General features: G+C 55.9%; 13 protein-coding genes. 6 read left to right on the top strand and 7 right to left on the bottom strand.

The annotated features are described in order from the left end of the window. Positions 1-81 precede the first annotated feature (81 nt). Positions 82-858 carry a VOC family protein gene (locus K0H63_RS18985; protein WP_220066034.1) on the top strand — a complete coding sequence of 259 codons (777 nt, stop codon included), beginning with the start codon at positions 82-84 and terminating at the stop codon, positions 856-858. Positions 859-889: 31 nt separating this feature from the next. On the opposite strand, the gene K0H63_RS18980 is transcribed toward K0H63_RS18985, so the two are convergent. The 5 genes from K0H63_RS18980 to K0H63_RS18960 form a co-directional block, all read right to left on the bottom strand. Further along, positions 890-1,861 (bottom strand): ribonuclease T2 family protein, encoded by a 972-nt coding sequence (locus K0H63_RS18980; protein ID WP_220066033.1) that lies wholly within the window; start codon positions 1,859-1,861, stop codon positions 890-892. Positions 1,862-1,950: 89 nt separating this feature from the next. After that, positions 1,951-5,097 (bottom strand): efflux RND transporter permease subunit, encoded by a 3,147-nt coding sequence (locus K0H63_RS18975; protein ID WP_220066032.1) that lies wholly within the window; start codon positions 5,095-5,097, stop codon positions 1,951-1,953. 9 nt (positions 5,098-5,106) lie between these two features. Continuing rightward, positions 5,107-6,687: an efflux RND transporter periplasmic adaptor subunit gene (locus K0H63_RS18970; RefSeq protein WP_220066031.1), complete on the bottom strand. Its 1,581-nt coding sequence runs from the start codon at positions 6,685-6,687 to the stop codon at positions 5,107-5,109. A gap of 28 nt (positions 6,688-6,715) precedes the next feature. Further along, complete coding sequence (locus tag K0H63_RS18965; RefSeq protein ID WP_220066030.1) at positions 6,716-7,066, bottom strand: heavy metal-binding domain-containing protein; 351 nt, start codon at positions 7,064-7,066, stop codon at positions 6,716-6,718. A gap of 97 nt (positions 7,067-7,163) precedes the next feature. After that, positions 7,164-7,571 carry a hypothetical protein gene (locus K0H63_RS18960; protein WP_220066029.1) on the bottom strand — a complete coding sequence of 136 codons (408 nt, stop codon included), beginning with the start codon at positions 7,569-7,571 and terminating at the stop codon, positions 7,164-7,166. A gap of 478 nt (positions 7,572-8,049) precedes the next feature. On the opposite strand from K0H63_RS18960, the gene K0H63_RS18955 reads away from it, so the two are divergent. Next, positions 8,050-8,613, top strand: coding sequence for a NapC/NirT family cytochrome c (locus K0H63_RS18955; protein ID WP_220066028.1), 564 nt, complete (start codon positions 8,050-8,052; stop codon positions 8,611-8,613). An 86-nt stretch (positions 8,614-8,699) separates the two neighbouring features. Here K0H63_RS18955 and K0H63_RS18950 read toward each other — a convergent pair whose 3' ends face one another. Further along, a complete protein-coding gene (locus K0H63_RS18950) occupies positions 8,700-8,993 on the bottom strand; it encodes a DUF1145 domain-containing protein (RefSeq protein WP_220066027.1) in 294 nt (97 codons plus the stop codon). Then, positions 8,993-9,622 (bottom strand): 16S rRNA (guanine(966)-N(2))-methyltransferase RsmD, encoded by a 630-nt coding sequence (gene rsmD / locus K0H63_RS18945; RefSeq protein ID WP_258405616.1) that lies wholly within the window; start codon positions 9,620-9,622, stop codon positions 8,993-8,995. The genes K0H63_RS18950 and rsmD overlap by 1 nt, the downstream gene beginning before the upstream one ends. 174 nt (positions 9,623-9,796) lie before the next feature. Here rsmD and ftsY point away from each other — a divergent pair, with 174 nt between their 5' ends. The 4 genes from ftsY to rpoH all read left to right on the top strand — a co-directional run bounded on the left by ftsY (position 9,797) and on the right by rpoH (position 14,225). After that, positions 9,797-11,494, top strand: coding sequence for a signal recognition particle-docking protein FtsY (gene ftsY, locus K0H63_RS18940; RefSeq protein WP_220066026.1), 1,698 nt, complete (start codon positions 9,797-9,799; stop codon positions 11,492-11,494). Beyond that, on the top strand, positions 11,491-12,180 hold the full coding sequence (ftsE, locus tag K0H63_RS18935) for a cell division ATP-binding protein FtsE (protein ID WP_203325351.1): 690 nt from the start codon (positions 11,491-11,493) through the stop codon (positions 12,178-12,180). Before ftsY ends, ftsE begins: the two co-directional genes overlap by 4 nt. A 9-nt stretch (positions 12,181-12,189) precedes the next feature. Then, complete coding sequence (gene ftsX, locus K0H63_RS18930; protein ID WP_220066025.1) at positions 12,190-13,155, top strand: permease-like cell division protein FtsX; 966 nt, start codon at positions 12,190-12,192, stop codon at positions 13,153-13,155. Positions 13,156-13,367: 212 nt separating this feature from the next. Next, a complete protein-coding gene (gene rpoH, locus K0H63_RS18925) occupies positions 13,368-14,225 on the top strand; it encodes an RNA polymerase sigma factor RpoH (protein ID WP_011761571.1) in 858 nt (285 codons plus the stop codon). Positions 14,226-14,314: the final 89 nt, after the last annotated feature.

Below are 14,314 nucleotides of genomic sequence, written 5' to 3'. Positions count from 1 at the left end.
AATTGTTTCCCTAAGCATAGACAAAGTTAGTTAAGACTACTTAACTTCAATTCCATACACTTATCTGAAGGAGTCAGGGGCATGCGTGTAATCGAATATGCACCGGGTCAGCCTTGCTGGAGTGAGCTGGCCACCCATGACTGGCAGGGTGCCAAGGACTTTTACCATAAGTTGTTTGGTTGGGAGATGGCAGATATGGCCATGCCCGGCAGTGCCTTTTCTATGTTTACTCTCGATGGTGACGACCTCGGTGCCATCTATCAGGTGCCTTCTGCATTGGCTGGCAGCGTAAAGACCCAATGGGGAATTTACTTTGCGACAGATGATGTGAATGCGGCAATTGAACGGGTTAAAGCGGCGGGGGGTGAACTCATTATGGGGCCCCACGAGGTTGGTCATGCCGGTTGGATGGCACAGTTGGCTGATCCCGAAGGAGCCCGGTTTGCCGTTTGGCAGAGCAAAAGGCACATTGGTGCCAAGCGTCGCGGCGAGCCAGGCGCCCTGTGCTGGGTGGAGCTTGCCTGCCGAAGTCCGTCACGGGCGCAGGGATTTTACAGCAAGGTTTTTGGCTGGGACTGCCGGGAATCCGCAAACGAGGACATGCCTTACCGGGAATGGCTGGTTGCCGACGAGGCCCTTGGCGGCATGTTGGAGATGACCGCCGAATGGGGCGAAATGCCCGCCCACTGGATGCTGTATTTTCAGGTGGTGGACTGCGATGTCTTTGCCAAGAGGGCGCAGGAATTGGGTGGCACCCTGTGTGTGCCCCCCACCAACATTCCCGGGGTGGGTCGCTTTGCTGTGCTCAACGACCCGGATGGTGGTGTGTTTTCTGTCATCGCTATCCACAGTGCCTGAGGCAGACCAACATAGGTATTAACCGGGCGTATCAACCGGGCGTATCAACCAGAAAGCTTGCCGGGCAGCTGTCTCTGAGCTCTGGGGCCTGGCGCGCCAGCAGGTGATTCAGTTGCAAAGAGGCATCCAGGGTTGCTGGCAGGCTGATGCGGATTTCCGTCAACAGGCCTCGACTGCAATGAAAACTGATCCGCTTTGCACTCTGCTTACCAAATTCTTCGGTAAATGCCTGACGCAGCGTTGCCGTTGACTGCATTTTGCCGCTGCTGTCTGCCAGCAGTTTTACCATGCGGCTTTCATTGACCAATCCGGTAAGTCTGGCGGCTTCGATAAAGTACTGATCAGCATTCATCTGCTGACAACTGCCGTGTTTCCACCACTGATGTTTTTCAAGGCAGGAGCCAAAATCGGCCGATGGCATCACCTGAGCCAATTTGCCCTGTGCGGCATCGCCGAGGGCAATGTCAGGATAGCTGCAAAAACCCCTGGCCTTACGTTTCACCTCTCCACAAAAGCCATAGTCGGTACCGCAGGCGCTCTTGTTGGGCCACAGGCCATGGAGCGTCAGCGACAGCCAGCGAGTCGACGTGGCAGTCTTGTCCAGCGCCTTGCACTCTGGCTTGCCGTTGCCAAAGAGTTCACAGAAGGCGCCTTGCCAGCTCAGTGCCAGCACATGGCTGTCTTGCTCGCCGCTTAAGTCACAGCGGCTTGGCGCCTCTTCGGCCGTATGGCTCTCCAGGTTACCGCACTTTGCCGCGACCCAACGCTCGGGGGATACCAGCGCCGCCGTGGTGACCCGAACCCAGTCGGGCCGCTTTGGATTGCCCAGCATCTCCAGCACCTGATATGCCTGCCCGGGGACAGTCATCACCTCATTGGGGTTGGTCAGTTTGTTTTTGGATTGATACAGGGGGCAGCTTTGTTTGGCCACAAAGGTATCGGCAGAAACAGGCAGGGATAAAGCACCGACAAACAGCGGTAACAGGCGCAGAAAAAACGTCACTTGGAGCATTACCTCAGAAGAATATTAGCTCAGTGTATCAGGCTTCCCCATAAGAGGAAGCCTTACATATCAATAAGTAGACGAAAATATCACTGCTCTTCACCCTTGGCGGCGAAACTTTTACGGTACACCAGCAAATAGAGCGCTGGCAGCACAAACAGCGACAGTAATGGCGCCGTGACCATACCGCCGACCATGGGCGCGGCTATCTTTTGCATCACTTCGTTGCCCGAACCTGCGCCCCACATGATGGGCAGTAGACCAAAAAAGATGGTCGCAACTGTCATGGCCTTGGGTCGGATACGCATGACGGCACCTTCTACCAATGCGGCCTTGAGATCGCTCTCGTTGTGGTAGTGGCCCAGTGCATCGCGGTCTTTGATGGCGTTGTTCAGATACACCAGCATCACCACCCCAAACTCGGCGGCCACACCCGCGAGGGCAATCATACCAACTGCCACCGCGACCGACAGGTTGTAGTCCAGCAAATACAGCAGCCAGGTGCTGCCCACCAGCGCGAAGGGCAGGCTCAGCATGATCATGCTCGCTTGCTTACCCGAGCCAAAAGTGAGCATCAGCAGGATAAAGATGATACCGATGGCGAGGGGAACCACCTGTTTCAACTTGGCATCGACCCGCTGCATGTATTCGTACTGACCGGCAAAGCTGTAGCTGTATCTGGGGGGCAGATTCAGCTCCGCTTCCAACGCCGATTTTGCCGTCTCTATGTACTGGCCGATGGAGGTGCCCTGAATGTCCACAAACACCCAGGAGATCAGGCGGCCGTTTTCGCTCTTCAGCATAGGAGGGCCATCACTGATTTGAATGTCGGCGAGATTACCCAAAGGCAGATAGTGCCCTGACTTGGTGATGACCGGCAGTGCCCGCAGTTTTTCCAGGCTGTCGCGCAGCTCCCGCGGATAACGCAGGTTGATGGGATAGCGTTCGGCGCCCTGCACCGACTCACCTATGTTCATGCCACCAATGGCGTAGCGCACCACATCCTGAATATCGTTGAGCGTCATGCCGTAGCGGGATGCCACATCCAGCTTAGGCGCTATGTCGATATAACGCCCACCGCCGGCCCGTTCGGCGTAGGCCGAGCGGGTGTTGGGCAGCGCCGCCAGAATCGCCTCGACGTTGGCGCCAATTCGCTGCAATTCATCCACATCGGCGCCGGTTATCTTGATGCCCACCGGCGTCTTGATCCCGGTAGAGAGCATGTCGATACGGGTCTTGATGGGTTGCACCCAGGCATTGGTGAGCCCCGGCACCCTCACGGTGCGCTGCAGTTCATCCACTATGTCATTCAGGCTGATGCCCTCGCGCCATTCCTGCCTTGGTTTAAGCATGATGGTGGTTTCCAGCATGGTCAGCGGCGCGGGATCGGTGGCGGTTTCGGCGCGGCCGATTTTGCCGAATACCCGGGCAACTTCGGGCACGGTTTTAATCAGCCTGTCGGTTTGCTGCAGTATTTCGGCGGCCTTGCCTGCACTTATCCCCGGCAGTGCCGTGGGCATGTACAGCAGATCCCCTTCTTCCAGTTCGGGCATAAATTCGCTGCCCATGCGGCTTGCCGGATACACCACACTGGCCAGTGCCAGCAGCGCCACCAAGAGGGTCAACTTCGGGTAAGCCAACACCTTGTTCAGCGCGGGTTTGTACAGCGCAATCAAAAAGCGACTGATGGGGTTGGCTTCCTCCGACGGGATTTTGCCGCGGATAAAATAGCCCATGAGAACCGGCACCAGGGTAATGGCCAGCACAGACGCTGCCGCCATGGCGAAGGTCTTGGTGTAGGCCAGCGGCGCGAACAACCTGCCTTCCTGGGCCTCCAGCGCAAACACAGGAATAAAGCTCAGGGTAATAATCAGCAGCGAGAAAAACAGCGCAGGTCCCACTTCCAGCGATGCCTGAGTCACCACTTCCCAGTGCTCGCGGGTGCTCGGCTCACGCTCATGTTTCCGCTTGAAGTGTTCCAGGTGCTTGTGCAGGTTTTCAATCATCACGATGGCGCCGTCCACCACGGCACCGATGGCGATGGCAATACCGCCGAGGCTCATGATGTTGGCATTAATACCCATGTGATTCATCACGATAAAGGCGATAAGAATCGACAGTGGCAGGGTAAACACGGCCACCAGGGTCGAACGGGCGTGCAGCAAAAACAGCAGGCACACCAGACCCACCACCAACATTTCTTCCACCACCTTGGTCAGCAGGTTGTCCACAGAGTTTTGGATTAGCTGAGAGCGGTCATAGGTGGGCACAATCTCGACGCCATCGGGCAAACCAGCCTTGAGCTCGTCCAGCTTGGCTTTGACGGCATCTATGGTGGCCAGGGCGTTTTCGCCGTATCGCATCACGATAATGCCACCCACCACTTCGCCTTCACCATCCAGCTCGGCAATGCCACGGCGGGACGCTGGACCTTTGCGAATGGTGGCCACATCTTTAAGCAACAGCGGCGTACCGGCACTGGTGGTGATCCCAAGGGGGATTTCCCGGAAATCTTCCAGCGTTTGGCGGTAGCCTTTGGCGCGTACCATGTACTCGGCTTCGGCCATTTCCACTACGCTGCCACCGGCCTCGCTGTTGGCGCGGGTGATGGCAGCCTTGATGGTGGCGATGTCGAGCTTATAGATGGCCAGCTTGTCTGGCTCCAGCACGATTTGGTAGGTCTGTTCCATGCCGCCCACAGTGGCGACTTCAGACACACCTTCAACACTTTGCAGCTCCAGTTTCAGGTACCAGTCCTGCAGGCTCTTGAGCTGAGATAAATCCAGGCTGCCGCTTCGGTCGACCAGGGCGTATTCATACACCCAGCCTACCCCGGAGGCGTCCGGGCCCAGGGAAGGCTCAACCCCAGCGGGCAGCCGGGTGCGTACCTGGCTCAGGTATTCCAGCACCCGCGAGCGGGCCCAGTAAATATCGGTGCCGTCTTCAAAAATCACGTAAACGTAGGAGTCTCCAAACATGGAGAAGCCCCGCACGGTTTTCGCCCCCGGCACAGCCAGCATGGCGGTGGACAGGGGATAGGTGACCTGTTCTTCCACCAGTTTGGGGGCCTGGCCCGGGAAGCTGGTTTTGATGATCACCTGCACGTCAGATAAGTCAGGCAGGGCATCCAGCGGTGTACGTTTAAGCTCTGTGATGCCCCACAGGGTCACCATCAGCGCCACCACCAGCACCATAAATCGCTGGCGGATAGAGGACTTGATAATGTAATCCAACATAAGGCCTCCTTAGTGCTGATGGGCGCTGCCAAGGCGCATCAGACTGCCCTTGAGACTGGCTTCGGAGTCCAGCAAAAACTGCCCGGAGGTGACGACTTCTTCACCGTCACTCAGACCGGACAGCACCTCAACCTTGCCCTGGGAATACATGCCGACAGTGATCTGGCGGGCGACAAAGCTGGCATCGGCGGTGCGGACTATTACCCGGTTTTCCTTGCCGGTTTGAATCAACGCCTCCTGGGGAATGGTCAACACATCCCGTTTGGGCCCACCGTAAAGCTTGACCTTGGCAAGGGTATTGGGGCGCAGCTGTTGGTCTGGATTATCCAGCACTACCCGCACCCGCAGGCTGCGGGTTACAGGGTCAAGTTCGGGGTAAATGTAATCTATGGTGCCTTCGATGCCGCTTAGCCCCATGGCAGGTACCGCCACTTCAGCAGTCTGACCTACCTTGAGCCAGCTCTGCTCGTTTTCGAATACGTCGGCAATCACCCATACCTTACTGATGTCCGTCAGGGCCAGCACTTCGGTCATGGGTTGAATATACATGCCCTCACGGGTATTCAGGGTGGTGATCACCCCATCCTGGCGGGCATAAAAGGGCACCCGGTATTGGGTCGTTTGGGTTTTGGCGAGCTCTTTGATTTGCGCCTCATTCATGCCGAGCAGTTCCAGTCGCAAGCTGGCTTTACGCAGCAGTTCTTTGTAACGACCCGAATCCCCTGACTTTTTAAAGGTATCCACCGCAAGCAGATAGTCATCCTGGGCGTTAACCAGATCCGGCGAATAGATTTCGTAGAGCAACTGCCCTTTCCTGACTTTGTCACCAACGGCATTGACCTTGAGGGTTTCAATCCAACCGTTCAGGCGGGCGTGCACATGGTGAATTTGGCGCTCGTCGTACTCGATTTGGCCAACGGTATCGACAAATTTCCACAGGGTTTGGCGTTCGGCCTTGGCAACCCTGAGGGCCAGTGCCTGCTGCATACCACCGGATACATCGACCTGAACCTCCTGGCCACCGCCGAGTTCTACCTTCTCGAGGTCCATGCCGCAGATGGGGCAAGTGCCGGGCTCGTCGCTGATGATATGAGCGTGCATGGGGCAAACATATTTGACCTTGCCTCCGTCGATTGGGCTGGCCGCAGGCTTGGCGAAAATATCCTGTGGCGCGGCCTGATGGGCGCTGTGATCTTCTGTCGCCTTATGCTCTGGCTGAGGCTCGGACTCTTCTTCCTCTTCTTTTTCAACCAGGAACATTTTGCACTTGGGACAGCGGCCTGGCTCATGGCTTTCCACTTCTGGATGCATGGGGCAGATATAAGTTTTGTGCGCTGCAGCCAAAGGTTCGCCGGACTGGGCAGAAATATCTGCACCGGGTACCAGAAACATCTTGCACTTTGGACAGCGGCCCGGCTCGTGGCTTTCTACCTCGGGATGCATGGGGCAGTGATAAACGGCGGCCTCTGTGGCCTCAGATGCGGGAGACTGCTGTGGGCTTTCAGCCAACACCATGGCAGGCATGCCGGGACCAAAGGCCAGACTGGCGCCTATCAGCAATAGGGCGCTTTTTTGCTTTTTCGTGTTCATAGTAAACCTCATTTCCACCCTTGGCCTGTCAGTGATGCTGATGGTTCATGGCTTTTTTCGGACAGTTGGCGCAGTGCTCACCCTGGGCTGCAACCGGCTCGAGATCCATGCCACAGTCTGGGCAGGAATCACCGGCAGCACCGGTTACCTTGGGATGCATAGGGCAGGCGTGGGTATGCTTTGCTTCCAAATCCATGCCGCACTTGGGGCAGCTGTCACCGGCTTTACCGGTAACCTCGGGATGCATGGGGCAGGCATGGCTTGCTTCGGCGGCGGTTGCCTGATGGGCGTGATGCTCATGGGCAGGCGTTGCCTGGGCGCCAACGGACAGAGTGACAGATAAAAGGGCGGCCAAAAACAGGCCAATCAGTGTTTTCATAGAGATACTCCACTCGGGTCAGCAGCTCAGCGAGAATAGCTGCAACGACCTTACATTCAAAGAAGCTGAATTAATTGCGTATTTTTGCGGTGTGCGTTCAGGCCCTGGGGGGCTTGAAGGCGGCAGTGGGCGCAATGGAGTGGAAATGAGGCAAGGGCAGCGCCATGGCTTCTTCCGGACCATAGGAAAATGGCCAGACATTGCCAATGGGCAGGCTCAGACTAACAGAAATGGTCAGACAATGACCGCAATCACCGGTGCAAAACCCGTTGCCATCGCAACAGGAAGACATGCTGTGGTCGGGAAGCATAGTCATGTCCTGGCTGTCACAACAGTCATGGGTTGAGTCGGCCATGTCAGTTTGCTGAGCCATTACGGCGCTATCCATGGTCATGGCCATGTCGGGTTGCATCACCATGGCATGACCATTACCCACCAGTGCCTGTCCCACAAGGGCAAGCAGGGTAATTATCACCAGCAATGGTTTACGCAGCATCAGCGACATAAAGACCTCGGACCATGAACAGCGTCGATATTAGCACAGTGCAATTAATTGGATATTGATTTTACTCACAAACCCGCAGCTGTCAGTGCGCTGTTGACATGAGAGCCAGCAATGGGGCGTGACAGAGCCGTGAAACTTGCGCGGCAGAGGCTCAGTTTCTGTGTGTTTTATCAGACCGGGTTCGTCAGACAAAAGTTCCCATTCGGGGGTGGAGATAAACTTTTAATGAATAATCAAAGGGCTTCTCTACAAAACGGACGCAGTACGGCTTGCAAGCCTCAAGCCTTTACTTTAGGTTTTAATGTTGAAACATCAGGGAGGACGTTATCGAACTGGCAAAGTTTGCGCTGGATCTCAATCCCACACAAAATTTGGCTATTCGCTAAAAAATCCCGGTTAGCATCAAATTTCTTCAACCAAAATTACCCTACTATGGGGCTACTAAAAAAATAACCCTAAAAATTTAGGAGATAGAGTGATGAACTGGCGTGCACTATTCAAACCCAGCGCGAAATACTCAATATTTGCCCTGTTGTTGGTAGGTGTTGTGGTTGGCGTGGTGGGCTACTTTGCGACTCAAACTACCTTGCATATGACCAGTACAGACCAGTTCTGTATGAGCTGTCACAGCAACCATTCCCTGAAAGACGAAGTGTTGGCTTCGGCTCACGGCAACAATAAAAACGGTATTGTTGTGCAGTGTCAGCAGTGCCACATTGCTCAGGAACCTTTCGCTTATCTGAAGAAGAAAATCATCGTATCCAAGGACGTTATCGGTTTCCTGACCATCGATGGTTTCAACACTCAGGAATGGCTGGAAGCGAACCGTAAAGAGCAAGCGGACCTGGCCCGTGACTATCTGCGTTCCATCGACTCATCTACCTGTCAGAACTGTCACAATCGTATTTACGAAAATCAGTCTGAGAACATGAGCAAGATGGCCGTGCGTATGCACACCAACAACTTCAAGAAAGATCCTGAAAGTCGCAAGACCTGTATCGATTGCCACAAGGGTGTTGCCCACCCTTATCCAAAGAGCTGATAACAGCACTTGCGATAGTGGCTCATTCGATAAGAATAACCCGATAGCAAAAAGCCCCGATTACGGGGCTTTTTTGTTGGGCGGCTTTAAGCCTTGCGGGCCTCTGCTTCAAACTTGGTCAAAGCTCTGGCGCGGTACTCCAGCAGTGCAAATACCCCAAAGGCAAACACCTGCAGATAATCGCGGCTCTTGAGTGGCAGGAGCTTCTTGAACAGCAGATGAAACACCCCCAACTGGAAGCTGTGCATCACCACAGTGACCCCCAGTAAAATTTTGAGCAGGGTGCCTATGTTGCCTTCGAACGGGGCAAACAGGTTATAGCCCATCATCACCCAGGCACCGAGGGTTGCGAGTTTTCCAAACATGATCAGCCACTTCATTATGCTTGCTCTCCCTGGTTGAATTGCAATAAGCGGTAGCAGACCTGGCCAGCTGTCTTGTGTTTAAGCTCTGTAAAGCCAGATGGCAGCGGCATGGCCGCGAGTTCACTCTCGGTTTCGAGATACACCAAGGCATCCTCTTTCAGCCAGCCATGGTCCCTGAGGGCATGCAGGGTTGCATCTGCCAAACCTTTGCGAAAGGGTGGGTCGATAAAGACGATATCGAAACCTTCAGTGGTGCCAGCGGCCAGTAACGCCAGGGTATCGCCATTGACCACCTCGGCGCAGTCGCACTTCAAGGTTTGCAGGTTGGTTTTCAGCTGATTGGCAGCGTCCCGCTGCAGTTCAAACACCTTGGCAAAGCTGGCATAACGGGACAGGGCTTCCAGCGCCAGAGCGCCACTGCCCCCAAAGCAATCCAACACCCGTGCATGGGGCAGGTCGGCCGCAATCCAGTTGAACAGGGTTTCGCGCACTCTGTCAGTGGTGGGGCGCAGTCCCTCCAAATCTTTGATGGGCAGCTTACGTGAACGCCACTGGCCGCCAATGATCCGAACCTGGCCCGAACCCATGGCTCCGCTCGGTTTGGTGCCTGGTCCGCGCCCGGCCGATGAACGATTTCTGCTCATTGATTTCCCGTCATTTTGCCCGAAGAAAGAAAGTGGTAGACTAGGCCACCCCGTAAAAGGTCGTCATTTTAACGTAAAGCGTATCCTCAGGGATACCTTCCCAGACGGCACGGAATGACCGATGAAGCCTTGGCTTCGAAAACGGCCCAGTGCCAACACAGACCGGTACCAAAGATGTCAAAGAAAGGTTTTTTCTCCTGGTTCCGCCGGGACAAGGATGATGCGGCCGCAAAACAGGCCGAAGCAGAACACGCGATCGTCGAACAGAATCAGGCAGCAAGCGCCGAGGCCGAACAGGCTAAGGCTGAGCGTATAGAAGCCGAGCGTTTAGAAGCCGAGCGCATCGCCGCCGAACAAGCCGAGCAGGAGCGCATTGTTGCCGAGCAGGCCGCAGCCGAAGCTGCCCGCCTGGAAGCAGAACGTCAGGAAGTGGCCCGTGTTGCCGCTGAGCAGCTGGAAGCCGAGCGCATCGCTGCCGAACAAGCCGAGCAGGAACGCATTGCTGCCGAGCAGGCCGCAGCCGAGGCTGCCCGCCTGGAAGCAGAACGTCAGGAAGTGGCCCGTGTTGCCGCCGAGCAGCTGGAAGCCGAGCGCATCGCCGCCGAACAAGCCGAGCAGGAACGTATTGCCGCCGAGCAGGCCGCAGCCGAGGCTGCCCGCCTGGAAGCGGAACGTCAGGAAGTGGCCCGTGTTGCAGCCGAGCAGCTGGAAGCCGAGCGCATCGCTGCCGAGCAGGCCGCAGCTGAGGCTGCCCGCTTGGAAGCAGAACGTCAGGAAGTGGCCCGTGTTGCCGCTGAGCAGCTGGAAGCCGAGCGCATCGCCGCCGAACAAGCCGAGCAGGAGCGCATTGCTGCTGAGCAGGCCGCAGCCGAAGCCACAGCGGTTCAAACTGAGCAGGCAGAAGAGGTTCAGCCAGAGCCTCAGGCCAAGCCGGTGAAAGAGGGCTTCTTCGCCCGTCTGAAGCGTGGCCTGATGCGCACCAGCGAGAACATAGGCAGTGGCTTTATCGGCCTGTTCCGCGGTAAGAAAATTGATGATGAGCTGTTTGAAGAGCTGGAAGAGCAGCTGCTGATTGCCGACGTGGGTGTAGAAACCACCTCAAGGCTTATCAAGAGCCTGACCGAGCACGCCAGCCGCAGACAGCTGAAAGACGCCGAGGCCCTGTACGAACTGCTCCGTGAAGAAATGCAGCGCACCCTGGAGCCGGTCAGTGTGCCTCTGGTGCCGGAAAATGCGCAGGGCCCCTATGTGATCCTGATGGTGGGTGTAAACGGTGTGGGTAAAACCACTACCATCGGCAAGCTTGCCAAGCAGTACCAGAGCCAGGGCAAGAGCGTAATGCTGGCCGCCGGCGATACCTTCCGCGCCGCCGCCGTTGAGCAGCTTCAGGTGTGGGGCCAGCGCAACAATATCCCCGTGGTGGCGCAGCATACCGGTGCCGACAGTGCCTCTGTGCTGTTTGATGCGCTGCAATCGGCCAAGGCCAAGGGTGTGGATGTGCTGATTTGCGACACCGCCGGTCGTCTGCAGAACAAAAACCACCTGATGGAAGAGCTGAAAAAAGTCGTGCGGGTAATGAAGAAGCTCGACGAGAGCGCACCTCACGAAGTCATGCTGACCCTGGATGCCAGCACGGGCCAGAATGCCATCAGCCAGGCCAAGCTGTTCCAGGAAGCCGTGGGTGTAACGGGTATCTCCATTACCAAGCTCGATGGTACTGCCAAGGGCGGAGTTATCTTTGCCATTGCCGATAAATTTGGTATTCCTATCCGTTACATAGGTGTTGGCGAACAGATTGACGATCTGCGGGTATTTAACGCCCGCGACTTTATCGATGCCCTGTTCAGTCAGGAGAAAACGGATAACCCATGATTCGATTTGAGCAGGTCAGCAAGGTCTACCCCGGTGGTCAGAAGGCCCTGTCCGATGTGAATTTCCATCTGCGCCGTGGCGAGATGGCGTTTCTCACCGGCCATTCGGGGGCGGGAAAGAGCACCCTGCTCAAACTCATTACGGTTATCGAACGTGCCAGTGCCGGTAAGGTGTTTATCAACGGCCACGATATCGCCGATATCAGCCGCCGTCATGTACCTTACCTGCGCCGTGAAATAGGCATGATTTTCCAGAATCACCATCTGTTGATGGACAGAAGCGTATTCGACAATGTGGCGCTGCCACTGGTGATAGAAGGCTTCAGCCACGGTGAAATCAAAAAACGGGTCGCCGCTGCGCTGGATATGGTGGGCCTGTATGGCAAAGAGCGCCATAACCCCATCATGCTCTCCGGCGGTGAACAGCAGCGGGTCGGCATCGCCCGCGCCATAGTTAACAAGCCGGCCCTGCTGCTGGCCGACGAGCCCACCGGCAACCTGGACCCCAAGCTGTCCATGGACATCTTGCGATTATTCGAAACCTTCAACGATGCAGGCACCAGCGTGCTGATTGCCACCCACGATCTGGGGCTGATAGCCCGGATGAAATACCGCACCCTGACCCTGCGTCAGGGCCGTATGTTGGGGGCGCGCGAAATCGGCGAGCCTCTGCGTCCGGGTGTATAAGGAGCCAAGATGCGCGAACATGGCGAACTGACCCGCAGCAAGCTGCCCATCAGTGGGCAAATCGTGATGTTTTTCATCCGTCACATTCAGCAGGGCATGGCCAGTATCGGTGAGCTGTGGCGTAATCCGGTATCGTCGCTGATGACCATGGCGGTGCTGGGGGTTAGCCTGAGTTTGCCTGCCGCGCTGCAGGTGCTGGTAAAAAACGCTGATACCATTACCCAGTCCTGGAACAACGCCGCCGAAATCTCGCTGTTTATTGAAGAAGGCAAGAACGAGCAGGCGATTCAAAGTCTTATCTCCCGTATCAAGGTGTACCCGGAAGTGGCCGAGGTGCACTACATTAACCGGGACCAAGCCCTGGCGGAGTTTCAGCGTCTCTCCGGCTTTGGCGAGGCTCTGTCGTATCTCGAGTCCAATCCACTGCCCGCCGTGGTGACTGTATTGCCCACCGAGAAATACTCAAGCCCCATAGGCGCCCGTGAGCTGTTGACCAAGCTTGAGCGCGAGCAGGGTGTCAGCTTTGGCCGCCTCGACATCGAATGGCTGGAACGGCTGCAGGCCGTGGTGCGTTTGCTTGAGCGCACTGTGCTTGCCATCGCCGCGCTCCTGGTGGTGGCCGTGGTGCTCATCATAGGCAACACCATTCGGCTGGCGATTATGAACCGGCGCAACGAAATCGAGGTGATGAAGCTGGTCGGGGCCACCGAGGCTTTTATTCAACGGCCATTTTTGTACACCGGCATCTGGTATGGGGTGATTGGCGGCATGCTGGCCTGGATCATCATCAATCTGTTGGTGTGGTATCTCGATGGTGCCATTGCCGAGTTGCTCGGGCTCTACGGCAGCGATATCGAAATGGCTTCCTTAAGCTTCACCGAATTGGTGCAGCTGGTATTTTTGGCCTCATTCCTCGGCTGGCTTGGCTCATATTTATCAGTGCGTCAGCATCTTAGGGCAATAGAACCATCCTGAGTCAGCGGGTGCATTGGCTGATAAATGAACGAATGTTCACTTGTGATGTCCAACCTGCAGAGCCAAAATAACGACCTGTGCCCAGCACGCGAACCCGGTATGCCGGATGCTTGCTTGACATGACATGTCAGATGGCCGATAGTTCATCAGCCCGGTTTGGCCGCCATCCGGCGTCAGCTACGGGCAAATGTGAGAAGTAATCAGGAGTACCAATGACTGGACAAACGCAATCAATGGCGCTGATGGTCCCCCAGGGAGCCAGTAGTCTTGAAGCTTATATTCACTCGGTCAACAGCATGCCCATGCTGGAGGCGGAGCAGGAGTATCAGCTCGCCAAGCGTTTGCAGGAAACCGGTGACCTGCAGGCAGCAAAGCAGCTGATTATGTCCCACCTGCGCTTTGTGGTTCATGTGGCCAAGAGCTACTCAGGCTATGGCCTGCCACAGGCAGACCTGATCCAGGAAGGCAACATAGGCCTGATGAAGGCCGTTAAACGTTTTGACCCCGATGTGGGTGTGCGTTTGGTGTCTTTCGCCGTGCACTGGATCAAGGCAGAAATTCACGAATATGTGCTGAAAAACTGGCGCATTGTTAAAGTGGCCACCACCAAGGCACAGCGCAAGCTGTTCTTTAATCTGCGTAAAGCCAAACAGCGTCTGGGCTGGTTCTCGGACGACGAAGTGGCCATGGTGGCAGAAAACCTGGGTGTGTCCAAAGACGATGTGACCGAGATGGAGTCGCGTATGGCGGCTCAGGATCAAGCCTTCGATTTGGTGAACGATCACGACGACGATGAAGGCTTTGCCCCGGTGCACTATCTGGAAGATCATTCTTCCGACTTGGCCGCCAACATTGAAAACGACAACTGGGAATCCAATGCCCAGAATCGTTTGATTGCCGCCATCAAGACCCTCGATGAGCGCAGCCAGCACATTCTGCGTGCCCGCTGGTTGGATGACGATAAGGTCACCCTTCAGGAGCTGGCCGAGCAGTATCAGGTGTCTGCAGAGCGTATTCGTCAGCTTGAAAAGAATGCCATGAATAAACTCAAGGCGCGCATGGAAGCCTGATAAGCTTCCAAAAACGAAAACCGGCCCAATGGCCGGTTTTTTGTTTTTGGTGATCCGTCAGGCATCCACTGATTTTGGTGCCCTGAGCC

It is taken from the genome of Shewanella zhangzhouensis (assembly GCF_019457615.1).
Taxonomy (GTDB): domain Bacteria; phylum Pseudomonadota; class Gammaproteobacteria; order Enterobacterales; family Shewanellaceae; genus Shewanella; species Shewanella zhangzhouensis.
This window is presented reverse-complemented; position numbering and strand designations above follow the sequence as displayed.